This is a genomic window from Nocardia sp. NPDC003963 (genome assembly GCF_053605105.1).
Window position 1 is genome coordinate 32,736 of the sequence record NZ_JBSGIP010000016.1, and the last position, 19,229, is coordinate 51,964.

At 71.3% G+C, this 19,229-nt stretch carries 2 protein-coding genes; both read right to left on the reverse strand.

Annotated elements, in window-relative coordinates; translation table 11 throughout:
* Window positions 1-300 precede the first annotated feature (300 nt).
* Window positions 301-9,618: an AMP-binding protein gene (locus ACWEWT_RS23260; RefSeq protein ID WP_452561894.1), complete on the reverse strand. Its 9,318-nt coding sequence runs from the start codon at window positions 9,616-9,618 to the stop codon at window positions 301-303.
* 273 nt (window positions 9,619-9,891) lie between these two features.
* Window positions 9,892-19,155, reverse strand: a complete 9,264-nt coding sequence (locus ACWEWT_RS23265) for an amino acid adenylation domain-containing protein (protein WP_452561896.1) — start codon at window positions 19,153-19,155, stop codon at window positions 9,892-9,894.
* Window positions 19,156-19,229 lie beyond the last annotated feature (74 nt).

Genomic DNA, 19,229 nt, shown 5'->3' on the forward strand with positions numbered 1-19,229 from the left:
CATCGCCGCGGCGCGCTTACCGCCACGCCGGGTGAGTCGACGTATCAATTTCGCACCTTCGCTTCGTCTCGAATTTTCATCCGGGCTCTTTCCGCACCGCAACAACCGGCTCCAGGTCCCGAACGCCTCACAGTAGCCGGGCAGGCTTCGCCCGCCCCGGCGCTTCTGTACCTGTAGTCGTACTTTGCGGACATATCGTTACCGTAGCGTTGCTCGAATATCTCGTTCCGGTCGAGCGCGCTGTGGCGATTCGCTACGAATGCCCGTCCGCACTGTGCTCCGGAACACTCCGTACCGGGGTCAATCATGCCCGCCCCGGCGGGAGCCGCTCATCAGCGACCCGCCGACACGTTCGACACGCCCGAGGTATTCCAGCACACCGTCCCGCCGGCGGACGAGGTCCCCCGTCCGGTACAGCCGCCCACCGCCACCGGTGGCGACGAACCGGGCCGCCGTCTCCCCGGCGACGCCATGATAACCGCGGGCCAGCTGCGGTCCGCCGATGTACATCTCCCCGACGGTGCCGGGCGGGACCGGACGCAGCTGTTCGTCGAGCAGGTACACCCGGTCGTTGGTGACCGGGCGCCCGCCGACCGAGCCCACGGTGATGACACCGGTCTCGTTGTGGCCGTACCAGATGACCAGTTCCGCGCCGGGCAGCAACGTCATGAACCGTTCGACCCCACCCGGTGGGAGCGCCGCCCCGTCCACGACCAGCCGCCGCAGACTGGGATGGGCGGCACGGCCGCCACCGTCGGTCACCGAATCCAGGAACCGGTCGAGCAGCGATGGCACCACGTGCACGACCGTCACCCTGTTGGCGGTGATCGAACGCGACAGGTCGGCGGCCCGGCCGGGATGATCGGGCATCAGGATCTGGGCACCGTGGTGCAACGGGCGGAACAGCTCCCACAGCGTGATATCGGTAACGGCCGGCGCGGCGTGCAGTACCAGATCGGCCGAATCGTAGGGATGGCTGCGCTGGGCCCGCCGCAATCGCTCGACCAGCTGGCGATGGGTACTGGTGACACCGGCTACCCCGCCCGGGACGAAACGGATATCGGCCAGATCGTCGGCGGCGACGATCGGGTCCGCGGCCGGATCGGCGGGCAGGTCCAGATAGAGCAGATCGATGGCGACGACCGAGATACCGGTACCGGTGGTGACCCCCTCGTCCGAGGTGCTCAGCACACAGATCGGTGCCGCCGCCGCCAGCAACTCGTCGAGTTCCCCGGCCGGCCGGCCGGGATCGACCGGTACGTAACCGCCACCGGCGCGCAGTACCGCGCAGACCGCGACCACCAGGTCGATACCGGGACGCATGGCCACCGCGACCAGGGTCTGCGCCCCGGCACCGAAGCGGATCAGCTCCACGGCCAGCGCCCGGGATTTACGGTCCAGTTCGCTGTAGCTGAGCACCCGCGCGCCCTGCCGGACCGCCGGGACGGCGGGCGTGCGGGTCACCTGTTCGTCGAACAGCGACAGCAGCGTGCTCTGATCGTCGTGTGCGCCGAGATCGACGATCGGCGACATGTACGCGGTGGTCTCCACGTCGGCGATCGGCCGCAGCAGGGTGGTGGGTTCCGGATCGGCGGTGAGCTCCGGAACAGCAGTGAGTTCCGGATCGGCGGTGAGTTCCGGGACAGCGGTGAGTTCCGGGACAGCGGTGAGTTCCGGGACAGCGGTGAGTTCGGGCTCCGGCGGCTTCGCGGCCCGTGAACGCTTCAGAGTCCAGTCCCGGGGCCCGTCCGATCCCGTCTCGTCCCGGAGCGGTTTCGGGCGGCGCTGTGGAAGTGGCGCCGGCGCGGACTCCACCACGGATTCCGGTTCCACTCGATCCCGGGTCCCGCGTTGCGGCAGCGCACCCGGACTCGGGTCCCGCGCGGGATCGGCGAGATCGGCGAGTCCGGCGGCGGGCCGGGATGTGCGCCGGGGCAGCCCCGGGAGCCCTGAATCCGAATCCGTTCCGGCGGACGTGGGTGGCTCGGCCGATGCCGGATCCCGGCGCGGCAGCACATCCGCGGACTCCGACGTGGTCGCCGCGGGTTCGGCGTCGGGCTGCGCACCGAACCGCGGCCGGCGCTGCGGCAACGACAGCGACGGCGGATCGGCGGCCGCTGCCACCGGTTCCGCGGCGGATCCGCTGTCGAGCCGGGAACGGCGCTGCGGCAGCCCACCCTGGGCCGCGGCGGCGGAGTCCGGCTCCGCGCCCGTACCGATCGGCTCCGGGGCTCCGGCGGTTCCGGAGCGGCGCCGGGGCAATCCGAGCGGCGGCCGGTCGGCACCGTCGACCGGTGCCGAGTTCGGAACGGACCCGTCCCGGTCCCCGGAACGAGACCGGGACGCCGAGGTATCGGGGCCGTCGGCAGGCACTGGACCGGCGGCGGGACCACTGTCGTACCGCGCACGGCGCTGCGGCAGTACACCGCTCGGAGCGGGGGCCTCGTCGGCCGGCGCCGACGGCGATTCGAGTGGCGGGCGGCGCCGCGGGAGTGCGCCCGGGCCGGCATCCGATACGGGGGCGTGGTCGTCTCCGGGTTGCGGACGGCGCTGCGGCAGCGACGGCGAATCCGCGTCGAGCTCGCCCGGGCCCGCCCCGGTGCCCGGCGTGGCGTCACGACGCGGCAGCGCGCTCGCGTCGGACCGGGCCCGAATGCCCGGCTCGGCGGTCGAACCCGCCGGGCCGGCGGGTCGGCGGGTCGGCAAACCGGTGGACGCGGACGCTCCGGACTCGAACTCCGCGGCCGGCGCGGGCTCGGCGGACCGGGACCGGCGCTGCGGCAGCCCACCGGTACCGGGTGCGTCCTCGGCATCCGACTGTCGATCCACGCCCGATCCGCGCTGTGGAAGCACGTCGGAGGCGGAATCCGGCACGCCCGGGAGCGCACCTGCGGTAGACCCACGCCGCGGTAGGCCACCACCCACCTCACCCGCATCCGGATCACCGGACGAGCGTTGCGGAAGCCCACCCGACACGGCACCCGACGCGCCCGAAACCGAACCTGCGGTAGACCCACGCCGCGGCAACCCACCGGACGCGGCACCGACCCCACCGGTTTGCGGATCTTCGGCGGATGAATATTGCTGTGCGGCACTGCGCTCCGGGGCGAACCCGGCCGAATCGGGTGGGCCGGTAACCGGACGAAGCAGCGAGGTGACCTCGGCGTCCGGGGTTTCCCGCACTGGTTCCGGTTCGGGTGCGGGGGCGGGGTCTGTACGACCCGTGTCCGGGCGCAGCCCGTGTTCGGCGAGACCGCCCAGCGCGCGGACCCAGTGCTCGGCGAAGGTCTTCACATCCTCGCTGGCGAACACCTCTGTCGCGTAGTCGAATCGGCACAGCAGGCCGTCGTCGGTGGCGTCGACGGTGAGCACCAGCGGCACACCGTCGGCCGGGCCGTCGGTATGGACCCGGGCCGGACGCAGATCCCGGTAGCGCAGGGTGAGCCGGCCCGATTCGGCGGCGGCGAATTCGGCGGTGGTCTCCGGGTTCAGGTATCGCAGCAGCGCGTAACCCGCGCCACCGTCGGGAACGGACCGGAACAGATCGCGGATCTGCGACAGTGCGATTCCCGCCGCGGGTCCCCCGACCAGGGCTTCGGCGGTATCGATATCGACGATCCGCACCGACAGTGGGAATTCGGTGCCGAAACCGCCCACCAGATCACCGGTTCCGGCGGCGAACGAGCGGGCGTCGGCGACACAGCGCACCAGCGAGCCGATCGCGCGGGCCACCGTGCCCTGTTCCGCGGTACGCAGCGCGAGAGCGACGGCGGTCAGCAGCACCTCGGGCACGGTGGCCCGATAGGCATCGGCCGCGGCGGTCACGGCCGAGGTGCCCTCGGCGGTGATGGCCAGCGAGACCCGGCGCCGGGGCCGCAGATCGGTGGTCCCGAGCGGGGTCGCGATCTGGGCGCCGGCCAGGTTGCGCCGCCACCAGCCGGATTCGTCCAGCAGTTCGATGGATCGGGCGCGCGCGTCGAGGGCGTGCGCCAGCTGCGTCAGTTTGCTCTCCGGCGCGGCCGCGCCGAGCTCGGCGGCGGTCCAGCCGGCGATCAGTTCGTCGACGATGATCCGCCACGAACGATCGTCGACCGCCAGTCCGTTGGCCACCACCACGAGCCGGCGTTCCGGCTCGGAACCGGTCACGACGAAATGGATGTTCCGGCCGGACGCGGGGTCGAGTGCGTCGGCCGCCGCCTGCACCACATCGTCGGTGGCGACGGTGTTCTCGCCGGATTCCGGTCCGAGCCACCAGTACTGACGGTCGCCGCGCTGCTCCCGTGGCGGAATCCGCAGCGTAGGTGGCCGATCGCCGGTGTCGAGCCGGGCCGACAGCATCGGATGCCGGGCGACCAGCGATCGCACCGCCGCTTCGGTACGGCTCAGCGGCTGGTCGGCGGGCAACTCGAGCACGACCGACCGGATCTCGACACCGGGGACCGGGTTGTCCAGCAGCCGGGCGGCGGTCGGAGTGGCGGGAATCGCACCGGTGGCCTCCGGCGCGGTAGCGGCGAACGACTCCGCCGCGGCACCGGCGGAGACCTCGGGCGAGGGGGTGGCGGCCACTGCCGGATCCGCCGGCGGTTCGGGCTCCGGGGCCGTCGGGGTACCGACGGGCTCGGCGGGAATATCCCCGGCCCACGGACCCGGATCCGGTGGCAGGGGCGCGATGCCGTCCGGATCCGGGAGCCCGGCGCGGTCGGGTGCGCCGGCGCCGGTCAGCGGAATCCGCTCGATCGCGTGGAAAGCCGCGGGCACCAACTGCACCGGCAGTATCCGGGTGAGCGCGGCGCGGATCCCGGTGAGGTCCGGCTCGGCTCCGGTCTGCTCGGGCACCACATAGGCGACCAGGCGCGCGCCGGGCCGTGCGGCAGACGATACGACCGGCCCCGTGCTGCGGGTGAGTACCGCGGCGTCGGCGATACCGGGCAGGGCGCGCAGCGCCGCCGCGATCGCGGCGGGATCGATCCGATGACCCCGGTAGCCGAACCGGCCGTCGGTCCGGCCCAGATGCTCGAGTCGCTGCGGTGTACCGGCGGTGACCTCGTGCCACAGCACCAGATCTCCGGTCCGGTACATGCGCTGGCCGTATCCGAAGGGGTTGGCCACGAACCGGTCCGCGGTGGCGTCCGGCCGGCCGGTATACCCGCGGGCGAGCTGGTCACCGGCCAGATACAGCTCACCGGGTACCCCGGGCGGGACCGGTCGCAGCCGCGAATCCAGAACGTACACCCGGGTGTTCCACTGTGGCAGCCCGATCGGGACCGACCGATCCGCCGAGCCGGCCGCGGGCCACGATGTCGCGGATACGGCGGTCTCGCAGGTTCCGTACAGATTCTGTGCTCGCGCACCGCACCGTTGCCGCACCGTCGCGGCCGTCTCCGGGGCCAGTGGCCCACCGGTCACGAACACCTCGCGCAGACTGCGCACCGGACCCGGATCGGCGTGGCCGGCGAATGCGGCGAGTTCGTCGGGCCCGAAATCGGTGACCGTGACAGCGCGTGCGGCGATCGTCGCCGCGATCCGCTCCGGATCTCCGGTTCCGGCCGGAGCCAGGGCCAGTTCCGCGCCCGCGCGCAACGGCAGGAAGGTCCCCCACAGCGAGGTGTCGCGGGTCGGTGGGTTCTGCTGGAGATAGACGTCGGTGAAACCCATCGGGTGCTGGGCGAGCATCAGGGTGATCTGGTTGTTGATCGCACTGTGCGAGAGCGCCGCCAGCTCCGGCCCGTCCGGCGAAACCGATGCGCACAGCAGATATGCGGTATTGCCCGGGCGCACCGGGCGGATCAGTTCCTCCGGCCGTACCGGGTCGGCCGAGTACCCGGCGAGCTCGTCGTCGTCGATCAGGAGCAGCGGTATCCCCGGTCGCGCTCCGGTCACCGCCGCCAGGCGCGGTTCGTCCGCCCGGCCCACGAGTACGCAGGCGGCACCGGCGGAATCGATGACCTGCGCGTTCCAGGCGGCCGGATCGTCCGGATCCAGTGGCAGGCAGGCCCCGCCGGCGGTCAGCACCGCGTAGATCGCCACCAGCAGGTCGGGCGAGTTCCGCAGCGCGACAGCCACCGGTGTTTCGGTGCCGACCCCGGCGGCGACGAGTCGCCGGGCCACCCGGTTCACCCGGGCGTCGAGTTCCTGATAGGTGAGCTCGGTTTCCACGTCGGCCACCGCCACCGTATCGGGGCGGGTGGCGACGGTGCGGCGGTACCCGTCGAGCAGCAGATCCGGCGCCACCGGGTATCGGGTGTCGTTCCAGACCACCAGCAACCGGTCGAGATCGGCCCGCGACAGCAGGTCGATATCCCCGACCGGACCGTCGGGATCACCACCGGCGACGGTGAGCACCCGCTGCAACCGGCGCGCGATCTCGGCGACGGTGGGGGCATCGAATCGAGCCGCGGTGTAGTGGAATGCCGCCGCGATCCCGTCCGGCGAACCGTCGGGCGCGCGATGCGGATCGATGACCAGCCGCAGCAGGCATTCCGCGGACGTACTCGCGATATCGATCGGCTCGGTCGCCAGGCTCGGCATCTCCAGTCGCGGAATATCGTTGTGCCGCAACGATATCGCGATATCGAACAGGGGTGCGCCGCCGCCGATCACCGCGTCCAGGATCTCGAAGGGCAGATCCGCGTGGGCGAAGGCGCCGCGATCGGATTCCGCCACCCGGGCGACCAGGTCGAGGAACGATTCCGCCGGGTCGATCCGGGTACGCAGCACCACCGTATTGGCGTAGGGGCCGATGGCATCGTCGAGTTCGCGTTCGTCGTGGCCGCGCACCGAGCTGCCGAGCACGATATCGGCGACCGCGGCCGAACGGGCCAGCAGCACCGCGAACGCCGCGCGGACCACGATGAATTCCGATACGTCGCCGCGACGGGCGATATCGGCGATCCGCCGATGGGTCCGGGTGCCGATCTCGAAACTGTGCACACCGTGGCCGGTGGCGCCGGAGCGCGGGGCCGCGGCCGGGATTTCCAGGCGCGGCGGTAATCCGGCCAGGTATTCCCGCCAGAACGCCAGCCGCCGCGCGGCGAGCGAGCTCGCATCGGTGACCTCGCCGAGTTCGGCCCGCCGGCGTAGGAAATAGTCCAGATACTGCACGGACAGCGGCTGCCACAGCGGCCGCGACCGGTTGCGCCGGCCCAGGAACGCGCGCAGCAGATCGCGCAGCAGCAGCCCGGCCGATACTTCGTCGGCGAGAATGCGGTGCACGACCACCGCGACAACATGTTCCCGCGGACCCGTTTCGGCGAGGGCGAACCGCACCGGCACCTGTTCGGGGTCGGCGGCGTCGAAGTCGGTCCGGGACAACGCGGACAGCCAGCCCGCCAGTTCGGCGGGGCCGACCGGTTCGGCGACCACTTCCGGTACGGCCTGTTCCCGTGGCAGGACCACCTGATGCGGTACGCCACTGACCTCCGGATACACCGTGCGCAAAGTTTCGTGCCGGTCGACCACATCGGCGACGGCGGCCTGCATGGCCGTCGCGTCGAGGGTGCCCGTCAGCGTCATCGCGGCGATGACAGTATCGGAGCCTTCTTCGGGCGTGAACCGGTTACGTTCCCACAGCCGCAACTGGCCCGGGGAGAGCGGGATGGACGCGGGACGCCGCACCGACTCGGTGATCCGGCTCGGTATCGGTTCCGGCGCCGGCGATTCGGCCGCCACGACCGGATCGCCGCCGGGACGCGGCCACAGCGGGCTGGGGGAATCGGTCTCGCGGGCGCCGAACGGGAAATCGGAGGCGTGCAATTCCTCCGGCCGCACAGCGGGCCGCGGGGCCCGGTTCGCGGCCGCCTCGGACGGTGCCGGGCGCTCCGGCGTGTTCTCGTAGAACGCCAGCGCGTCACCACCGACCGGCGGGAACGACCCCCCGCGAGTGGTCGGCGAATCGACCGGCGCGGGCAACTGGTAGCCGCCGCTCAGCCAGGTATCGGCGGCGGCCTCCGGCGACCGTTGCGCTTCCGGTTCCACCACCTCGGGGGCGGGCTGTTCCGATATGTCCGCGGTCCGCCCACCGCGGCCGCCCAGCGGATGCTGACGGTCGGGCATCTCCAGATAACCGCGCCCGGGCAACTCCAGATCACGTTTCTCGGACGCCAGCCGGCTGTCGGTATCGGGGCGCGCGGGTAGTTCGGCCACCGCGTCCGCGCCACCGGAGTCGCGCTGGGGCAGCCCGTATCCGTGACCGGCACCGCCGGCCGGCTGCTCCGGTTCGACCGCACGATCCGGCCGTTCGGCCGGCGTCTCGCGGATCGGCAGGCTCCGTTCGAAATCGGTCGCTGTTCCGGCCGGCTCGGGTTCCGTTTCGGCCGCCGGCTCCGTAGCGGGCGGAGGCTCGGTATCGGCAGGCCACACCGCGGCGTCCAGCGCCTCCTGCTGTATGGCCGGCAGCTCTATCCGGCCCACGAATTCCATCTCACCGTCACCGGCGCGGCATACCAGGTCACCGGTGCGGAAGAGCCGGGATCCGTCGCCGGCGTGGGGATCCGCGACGAGTAGTTGCGCGGTCAGTCCGGGCCGTCGGTGATAGCCGCGGGCGAGCTGCGGGCCGCCGAGGTAGAGCTCGCCCACCGCGCCGTCGGGCACCTGTGCCAGCTGTTCGTCCAGGATATGGGCCGTCACGCCGCGGATCGGGGCACCGATGGTCGCGGGTCCACCGGGTGTCAGCGCCGTGCTGATATTGGTCATGACGGTGGATTCGGCGGGCCCGTACCCCTGGTACAGCACCCTGGTCGAACCCCCGCCGACCGGAATCACCCAGCGCGACACCAGTTCGGGCGGGCACGGCCGGCGCCCGGCGATCACGACACCCAGCTCGTCGAGCCCGGCCGGATCGACAACCTGCAGGGTTTCGGGAGTCAGGTATGCGTGGGTCACCCCGGTGCGGCGCAGCAGTTCGGTCAGTTCGTCGGCCGTGGACACCAGCGGCGACACCACCACCATGGTCGCGGCGCCACCGAGCGCGAGCAGCAGTTCCAGTACGGACGAATCCGAGGGCAGCGGCGCGAAGTTCAGCGTGCGGTCCTCGGGTTCGACCCGATAGCGGCCCTGCTGTTCGGAACACAGACCGGACAGGCCGGCCTGGGTGACGACGACGCCGTCGGGCGAGGTCTCCCCGTCGCTGGCGTAGCTGACATAGGCGGGGTGTTCGGCCCGCAACGGGCGGATCCGGTCGGCATAGGTGACGGGCTCGGCGGAGAACTGTTCCAGTGTCCGGGCGGCGTCGACCGTATCGACGTGCAACCATTCGATCTCGTCGGGGAGTTCGTTGCGGACCCACGACACGGCCAGGCCGTAGACGGCACCGATATCGACCAGCAGATGCGCGATCCAGTTGGACGGATAAGCGGGATCGATCGGTACGAAACCCGCGCCCGTCTTCGCGACCGCCCAGACGGCCAGTACCGCGTCCAGGGAACGCGGGATGGCCACGGCCACCAGATCCTCCGGGCCGATACCCCGCGCCATGAGTGCTCGGGCCAACCGGCTGGACCAGGCGTCCAGATCGGCGTAGCTGACCTGTTCCAACGGACCGGTGCCGTCGGCGAGGACGAGCGCCGCGCCGTCGGGATTGGTCTCGACAGCGTTCGCGATCAGCTGCGGAAGGGTGGTCACGCGGGGCCGCCGGGTTCGGTTGGGCCGGGTCCGGACTGGCCGCGTCATACCGACTTCGCCCTCCGGAGGTGGTCACACCGCTGACCGACTACCGCATCCATCTGTCCGCCTCGCCTGCCTATCGCACTTCACCGCCGCGCCCTACCGTGGTCGCAGCTTGGACAGCAGCCTGCCACAATGCGCCGGTACCCGGTATGGCACCCGGCAGGTTACCGGGCGGGGACGCGCACAGCTACATTCCGCGGGAGTCGGCAGCCGCCGGATACCGATTCCTCAGCCCTCCAGCAGGGCGGGCAGATCCAGCACTGTGTCGATTTCCGCCCAGGCCGCGCCCGGTTGTCCCGGCTCGTCCAGGACGAGCGCGCACAGATCCTCCAGTGCGTACGGGTCGAGCGCGGGCAGGCTCATACTGTCGGACCACAGATGGGTCACCCACTCCCCGACCGGGGTCACGCCCGGCGCGTCCTCGGGGACCAGCACCATGGAGGCGCCGGCGGCACCCGCGGCCACGGTTTCCAGCAGCCCCGCCGGAGAGTCGCCGCGACCGGCCCGGTAGGTCCGGGCCTCGTAGGTCAGCTCCGTGGCGGAGTGCACCCGGGTCACCGCGGCGGCCAACTGGTCGTAGCTCACCAGTGTTCCGGTACCGTCCAGCACCGCGAGATCACTACCGCGCAGTGGTCGCGCCCGGTCGGCATAGGTGACCGGACGCGGGGATTCCGCGGCGATCTCGCCGGCCACCATCGGATCGTCGAGCAGCAACCACTTCACCGGCGGCAGATCCGGTGCCGGTCCCACGGCCAGCCCCGCCTCGACCACCAGATCCGCGGCGGCCGCGACATCCTGGGCGTCGGCCGGTACCAGTGTGGCGCCGGCCTTGAGTACCGCCCAGACGGCCACCACGGCATCGACACCGCGTTCCAGCGCGCTCACCACACCGGTGCCGGGCCCGTAGCCGCGGGCGATCAGCGCCCGTGCCAGGCGCGAGGACCGCGCGTCGAGATCCTGATAGGTCACCGCCGCCTCGCCCCACACCACCGCCGGGCCGTCCGGATCGTCCTCCACCGACGCGCTGAGGGTCTGGGCCAGCGCGGTGCCCGCCGTGGCGGCGGGTGCGACCGGGCCGGTGGGCACGGCACCGCGTCGGCGCACGGCCGTATCGGGGAGATCCAGACCGCCCACCGGAAGCCGGGGATCCGCGGCGACCGCGGTGAGAATACGGGCCAGCCGACGGCCGAACGACCGCACTGTGGGCTCGTCGAAGAGATCGGTGGCGAAGGTCAGCACGGCGCGTAGCTCACCGGGCGCGTCGTCGGTATCAGGTCCGGGGTCGATATCGATCCGCAGCTCGAATTTCGCGGCGAGGGCGCCGGGATACGGCGCCCGCACGGCCAGCCCGGGCAGGTTCAGGGCGGCCTGTTCGTCGCTCCGCAGCGAGAGCACCACCCCGAACAGCGCATCGTGGGCGACGGCCCGGTCCGGCGCCGCGACCTGCACGACCTGTTCGAACGGGATATCGGTGTTCGCGAACGCGTCCAGGTCGGTTTCCCTTGCCCGGTCGAGCAATTCGGCGAAGGACAGGGTGGGTTCGATCCGGGTGCGCAGCGTGACCGTATCGGCGAACATTCCGACCAGATCGTCGAGCGCTCGCTCGTCGCGGCGGGCGACCGGGGTACCCACGGCGATATCGACGGCACCGGTCACCTGGTGCACGAGCACGTTCACCGCGGCGTGCAGGACCATGAACAGGGTCGCGCCGCGGTCACGCGCCAGCCGGTCCAAGGCCTCGCGCACCTCGCCGGGCACCGCGAAACCGGTCGTGCCGCTTCGCATCGAGGGCCGGGCCGGGCGGGGGCGGTCCAGCGGAAGCCCGGATTCGCCGGGCAGGTCGCGGAGCCGATCCCGCCAGTAGGCCGATTGAGTGGCCGCGACGGAATTCGTGTCGCTGTCCGTGCCGAGCAGCGCGCGCTGCCAGATGGCGTAGTCCGAATACAGCACCGGCAGCGGCGACCAGCGCGGGGATTCCCCGCCGACCCGGGCCCGGTACGCGATCATCAGGTCCCGGGTCAGCGGTTTCAGCGAGGTCTCGTCGGCGGCGATATTGTGCACGACCAGGGCCAGCACATGTTCGTCGGTCTCGGTGGTGAGCAGCAGGCCCCGGATCGGCGCCTGGGTGACGATATCGAAACCGGCCGAGCGCATTTCCCCGATCCGGCCGGGCAGATCGCCGGTGCTCACCGATTCCAGTCCGCCGCGCAATGCCTGCGCCACCGGCAGGGTCTCCTGGTACGGCACACCCTCCGGATCGGCCGGGTAGCGGGTACGCAGCGGTTCATGGCGTTCCAGTACATCGGAGAGGGCGTAGCGCAGCGCGGAGATATCGAGCGCACCGGTGAGTCCGATGGTGAGGGCGAGATTGTCGATCACGGAATCCGGATCGGCCCGGTGGCGCAACCACATCCGGTGCTGGGCCGGCGACAGCGGAATCCGCTCCGGCCGGTCGGCGCGGACCAGCGCCGGCCGCTCCACCTCGGCCGGGACCCCGGGCACCACCCGCGCGGCCAGTGCGGCGACCGTCGGCGCGTCGAACAGGGTCCGTACCGTGATCTCCGCCGCCAGGGCGGCATTGATCCGGGTCACGGCCCGGGTAGCGAGCATCGAGTTCCCGCCGAGGGTGAAGAAATCGTGGTCGGCACCGACCCTTTCGGCACCGAGCAGCTCGGCGAACACATCGGCCACGACCTTCGCCACCCGGCCCGCCGGCGCGGTGTAGGGCACCACATCCGAGGCGGCCGGATCGGGCAGCGCGAGCCGGTCGAGCTTCCCGTTGGGAGTCAGCGGCAGCGCATCGAGGACGGTGACAGCATCGGGAACCATATAGCCCGGAAGGAATTCCGCGACTCGCTCGCGCAGCCACCCCGGTTCCGGCGCCACTTCCGAGTCCGCGGCGGGCACCACATAGCCGAGCAGTCGCTCGCCGGTCGCCTCGTCGCCGCGCGCCAGCGCGACCGCGCGGCCCACCCCGGGGCACCGCGCCAGGGCGGCCTCGATCTCGCCGAGTTCGATCCGGAACCCGCGCACCTGCACCTGCGCATCGCCACGTCCGGCGTACTCGAGATTCGCGCGACCACCGAGACCGGCCCAGCGGCCGATATCGCCGGAACGGTACATCCGCGATCCCGGCGGACCGAACGGATCGGCCACGAACCGGGTCGCGGTGAGACCGGGGCGGGCATGGTAGCCGCGGGTCAGTTGCGCCCCGGCCACATAGATCTCACCCGGTACGCCGACCGGCGCGGGATGCAGCCTTTCGTCCAGTACGAATGCGTCCAGACCGGGTATCGCCCGGCCGATCACACTGGCCGGGCTGTCCACCAGCTGCTCGTCGAGCGCCAGGAAGGAGACGTGCACCGTGGTCTCGGTGATGCCGTACATGTTCACCAGCCACGGCGCATCGGGTTCGGCGCCGTGGCGTTCGTACCAGGGCCGCAGGCGACGCAGATCGAGTGCTTCGCCCCCGAACACCACGTACCGGAGGGCGAGCCCGGCCGCCTCGTCCGACGCGGCGGCCCGATCGGCCTCGTCGAGTTCGTAGAAGACCGACGGTGTCAGGCCGAGCACGGTGACCTGTTCGCGGACGAGCAATTCGCGCAACAACTCGGGCGAGCGGGTGGCCGGTTCGTCGACCACCACCACCGAACCGCCGCTGGCCAGTGCGCACCACAACTCCCACACCGAGAAGTCGAAGGCGAAGGAGTGGAACAGGGTCCACACATCGGCATCGTCGAATTCGAACAGCAGCTGGGTATTGGCGAACAGTTCCACCACATTCCGATGTGCGGCCCCCACCCCCTTGGGCATGCCGGTGGAACCGGAGGTGTAGATGACATAGGCCAGGTTGTCCGGGCGCAGCCGCGAACGGCGCTCGGCATCGGTGACCGGCGCCGCGGAGTGGCGCACGGTGCCTTCGAGCAACACCACCGGCACTCCCGCGGCCGGTACCGCGTCCCGTTCGGTGGCGGTGGTGAGGACCGCGACCGGGCGAGCGTCGGCGAGTACGAATTCCAGTCGCTGCCGGGGGTGCGCGGTATCGATCGGCAGACAGCCCGCACCGGACAGCAGCACGCCGAGCAGCGCGACCGGCAGCTCCTCGGTACGCGGTACCGCTACGGCCACCAGATCGTCCGGGCCCGCACCGGCGCCGATCAGCGCCCGCGCCACCCGATACGAACGGCGCAGCAGTTCGTCGAAGCTCAGTGTGGTCTCGCCGGATCGCACGGCCGGTGCCCGCAGCCGCAACCGTGCCTGGGCCTCGATGAGATCGACCAGTGTCACCGCCGGTACCCGGACCCCGCCGCTGTTCCATTCCCGCAGGACCAGATCGTGTTCCCCGGGGGCGAGCAGATCGATATCGCCGACGACGCGACCGGGATCGGCGACCACGGCGTGCAGGACCCGCAGCAGCCGGTCGGCGTGGTCGCCGATGGTGGGCGCATCGAACAGATCGCGGGCGTAGGTGAAGGTCAGCTGCGGATCGACCCCCGCCTCCACCAGGTTCACGCGCAGATCCAGTGTGGCCGGCAGCTTCGCGGGCGCGTCCCCGGCGGCCAGCAGCACCCGGAAGGGCGGCCGCCCGGCCGCGGTGCGCACCGTATCGATCAGGTGGCCGAGCTGCTCGTCCCCGCGACCCGTCGGCGCCATTCCACCGGCGGCCCGGGCGATACCGAGCAGTTCACCGAAACGCAGGGCCGGATCCATGGTCGTGTGCAGTACGGACAGACCGGGCGCGGATTCGTGGGTGCTGAACGCGCCGACCGCGATATCGCGGTTCCCGGAGAGCCGGGCCAGCAGAATAGCCAGCGCCGTCTGCACCACCGTGAACGCGGTCACTCCCTGTTGTGCCGCGATATCGTCGAGCGAATCGAGCAGATCCAGCGGTAGCTCCCGCGACAGCTGACCGACGCGACCGGACGGGGTGGCCGGACGCGGTCGGTCGGCGGGCAGCTCGCCGTACCCGCCGGCCGCTACGACCCCCCGCCACCACGCCTGAGCCGGTGCCTGCGACGCCGGTGCCCAGGGCACGGCCAGCAGCTGTCCCACGAGCGCGTGGAGGAGTACGGACAGGGCCCGCGCGGCCGGTTCGGCCACCAGATCACGCCGATACCACAGTCGCAGCACCAAACGGTCCGCCGATTCCACCACCAGGGTCAGCGGATAGTGGCTGAAGGTGCGCGAGATCAGATCCACCACTTCGAGACCGTCCACACCCCCGGCCGCGGCGCGTAGTACCTCGGGACCCGCCGGACGGGCCTCGAAGGCCACGAGGGTGTCGAAGAGTCCGGCCGCGCCGGGCGCGAGATCGCTCAGGCCCAGATAGTGGTGTTCGGCGAGGGCGTCCTGTTCGGACCGGATACGGGCCAGCAGATCCCGCACGGTCCACTCGACCTCGAATCGCACCCGCACCGGAATCGTGTTGGCGAACAGGCCGGTCATCTCGCCGGCCCCGGTCAGCTCGGGCGGTCGCCCGGGGACTACGGCTCCGAACACGATATCCGCGGATCCGGTCAAACCCGCCAGCAGTACCGCCCACAGGGCCTGCACCACGGTGTCGGCACCCACGCCGGCCCCGTCCGCATAGGCCGCCAGGACGGCGGCCTCGCCTCCGTCCAGCACGAGATCGACTTCTCCGATACCGGTTTCCGGTTGTTCGGGCGGTGTCAGCACCTGCGCGAGTTCGGTCGGCCGGGCCCCGCGCAGCACCTCCGACCAGCGGGCCCGGGCATTCGCCCGGTCCCGCTGCGATATCCGGTGCAGATAGTCGCGGTAGGCGGGAACCGCGGGTAGCGCCGACAGACCGCCGTGCCTGGCGTAAGCGGTCAGCAGATCGCGGACGAGAATCGGCACCGACCAGCTGTCGAACAGCAGATGGTGGGCGGCCAGCACGAGATGGGTGCGGCCGGAAACGGTGCGGTACAGCGTGATCCGCAACAACGGCGCGGTATCGAGGGGAAAGCGGGTGAGTCGCTCGGCGTCCAGCAGTTCCGGGATCTCGTAGTCGCCGACATCGTCGATCACCCGCCACGGCACCTCGACATCCTCGAGCACCAACTGCACCGGCGCACCGTCGGCGGCCGTGCCGAACGCGGTACGCAGCACGGGATGCCGATCGAGGAGCCGCTGCGCCGCCAGGTGCAGTCGCTCCGGATCGATGACACCGCCGAGCTCGACAGCGAACAACATCACGTAGTCGCCGGGTTCGTCCGCGGCGAATTGCGCACGGAAGTACAGCCCTTCGCCCAGCGGCGACAGCGGCAGCACCTCGGCCAGACCCGGATAGCCGGTACGCCAGGTGTCGAGTTCGGACTGCCCGACCCGGACGAGCGGCAGATCCGACGGCGTCAGGCCACCCGCCGCGGGGTCGGAGGTGTGCCGGGCGATGGCGTGGACGGCAGCCAGCCATTCGTCGGCGAGTTCCCGGACCGCCGGTTCGTCGACGATATCGCGGGCGTAGTCGAACGCGAGGGTGATCCCGCCGTCGGGCCGGGTCACGGCGCAGGTGTCGAGCACCAGCTCGGCCGGCATGTCCCGATCGGACTCGGTCTCGAAACCGCCCAGCTCACCGGTGGGCAGCCAGGACGCGTCACCGGTTCCGGAGGGCGGTCCGGCGAACGCGCGGTCCAGATAGCCGAAACCGAGCTGCGCCACGGGGCCGGCGAGTTCGGCGGCGCCCTCCGGTGTCTGCCGCGACAACCCGAAACCGGCACCCCGGCCGGCCGCTTCGACGAGCTGTTCCTTCACCGAACGCACCAGTGCGGCGGTCACCGGGCCCGCCGCCAGCGCGGCGCGCGGATCGATGGCGGCGAGATCCAACGCCACCGGATGAGCCGAGGTGAACCAGCCGACGGTACGGCTGAGATCCGCGCCCGGCAGGAGCGGTTCGGCGCGCCCGTCACCGTGCACCCGGATACGGGTGGTCGCGCAGTCCACGCCGCGCCGGGACCGCCAGTTGCGCACCGCCAGGGCGAGAGCGGCCACCAGCGGTTCGGCGGGCCCCGTCCGGTACAACGCGGGTACCTCGGTACGCACCACCTCCGCGATATCCGCGGAGATCTCCACCGTGAACCTGCGCATCGACGCGCGGGTATCGATCGTGGGATCGAGTGCCCGCGACCCGAGCGGCGGGTCCGGAGTGTCCAATACGCCACGCCAGTGGGCGAGTTCGCTCTCGGATCCGGTGACGTTTTCGGTCAGCGCATGCGCCCACCTGCGGAACGAGGTGGCGACAGCGGGCAGTTCGGGACGCCGCCCCTGGCGCACCCGGGACCAGGCCAGCGTCAGATCCGCGAGGATGATCCGCCAGGACTCACCGTCCACCACATAGTGATGAACGGCGAGCAGCAGTGCGTCGCGGGCGTCCGGCCGGCGCAACCAGGTCGCCGCGACCATCCGGCCACCCAGCGGATCGAGTTGCGCCACAGTGGATTTCATGGCCGCATCGGTGATCCCGGCGAACTCGGCAGATCGGGTGCCCGCCGGTACCTCCACCTCCGAGACCCGCGCGCCCACCGCGACAGGACCGGTATCGGGGACCTCGAGCCGGTACCGCCCGTCCTCGGCCACCAGCCGGGCCCGCAACATATCGTGACGGTCCACCACCGCTCCCAGGGTGGCCGCCAGCCCGGCGCGATCGATACCCTTCGGCAGGGCCAGCGCCACGGTCTGCGCGAAACCGGAATGCACTCCCCCGGCCAGGTATTCGGCCAGGATGGGGGTCGTCGGGACCTCGCCGATACCACCTCCGGGCAACTCCGCCGGAACGGCCGCCACCGCGGCCCCGAACTCCGCGACCTCGGCGAGCCCGGCGACCGTCCGGCACTCGAACACATCGCGCGGGGTGAACCGGATCCCGGCCGCCCGCGCCCGCTCGACCAACCGGACCGCCTTCGCGGTATCACCACCGAGCGCGACGAAAGAATCCCCGGCGCCGACGTGCTCGACCCCGAGTACCGCCGCGAACAGGCCGGCCAGCCGGGCCCCGGGCTCGCTGAGCGGCGGGCGCGAACCGGCAGGCTCGGACAGCTGTTCCGGTACGGGCACCCGCTCGTCCGTGCCGTGGTCCGGCTCCCCGTACGGTAGCGCTCCCACCGCCGGAGCGGCCGGTTCCGGTGTTCGCGGACGCGCGACCGTGCGGTCCACCGCGGGATACGGGGCGGGCGCTTCGACGATCGCGCCGGAACCGTGCCTCGGCACGGGCGAATCGGCACAGCCCAGATATTCGATTTCCGCACCCTGCGCCGTCCGGATCCGGCGCACCAGCGCACCGGTCCGGTACATCCGGGTCCCCGGCCGGCCCGGATCCGTACCGAAGGGCCCGGCCACGAAACGTTGTGCCGTGAGTCCGCGCCGGTCGAGGTAACCGTGCGCCAGCGCCGGCCCGGACAGATAGAGCTCACCCGCGGTACCGGGCGGCACCGGCCGCAACCGGTCGTCGAGTACGAAGGCACCGAACCCGTTCAGCGCGGTACCGACGGTGATTTTCTCCCCCGGGTGCATCGTGCCGGTACCGGTCGCGACGATGGTGGTCTCGGTGGAGCCGTAGGAGATGAAAACGCTGCGCCCGTGGGCCCAGCGCCGGATCAGTTCGGGGTCGAATTCGTCGGCGATCGCCGCGACGCTCTCCAGCTCGGTGAGTCCGGCCGGATCCACGCCTGCCAGCGCGGCCGGGGTGGTGATCATATGGGTCACCTGCTCCCGCGCCAGCAGTTCGGCGACCCCCTGCCCGCCGAACGCACCGGCCGGGACTATCACCAGCGTCGCGCCGGAGGTGAAGGTCAGCAGCAGTTCCAGAACGGAGATATCGGAGTCGGGGGAACAGATATGGGTCACCCGGGAATCGCTGGTGATCCCGTAGAGGTCGGTGGCCGCCGCGACCACCGGGGCCAGTCCGCTGTGCGCCACCACCACACCCACCGGATCACCGGCCGCGCACGAGGTGTGCGCGATATAGGCGGGGTGACGCTCATCGAGCATCCGCACCCGGTCGGCGTAGGAGATCGGATGCCGCGGCCGCCGCGCGATCCGGGCCGACTGCACCGGATCGTCCAGCTCCATCCAGTACAGCGACCGCCCGAGCGCGGAGCGATGTTTCGAATCGGTCAGGCCGAGCGCGGCCCCGGAACCCGCGGCGATCCGGTCGATCCGGTCGCCGGGAAGGGCAGGGTCGATCGGGACGTGCGCGGCGCCGGCTTTCGCGATAGCCCATACCGCCAGCACCGATTCCGGACTGCGCGCGAGACCGATCGCCACCACATCGCCGGGCCCGATTCCGCGTTCGATCAGTTCGCGCGCGAGCTGCGAGGACGCTTCGTCGAGCTCCTGGTAGGTCATTTCCCGCTGGTCGGCGGACCGGCCCGTCGGGTTGTAGCGAATCGCGACTTCCGCGGCCGCGGATTCGACCGCGGCCGTCAGCAGCTGTGCGAACAGCGGACTGCCCGAACGGCGCCGTCGAGTGACACTGAAAGGACGGCGGGCAGTTTGCATTCGGGTGCGTTCACCTCTCGCATCGAGCCGGGACCCGGCCTCCTGCGTGCCCTGTGGGGGCGGAAGGGCATAAC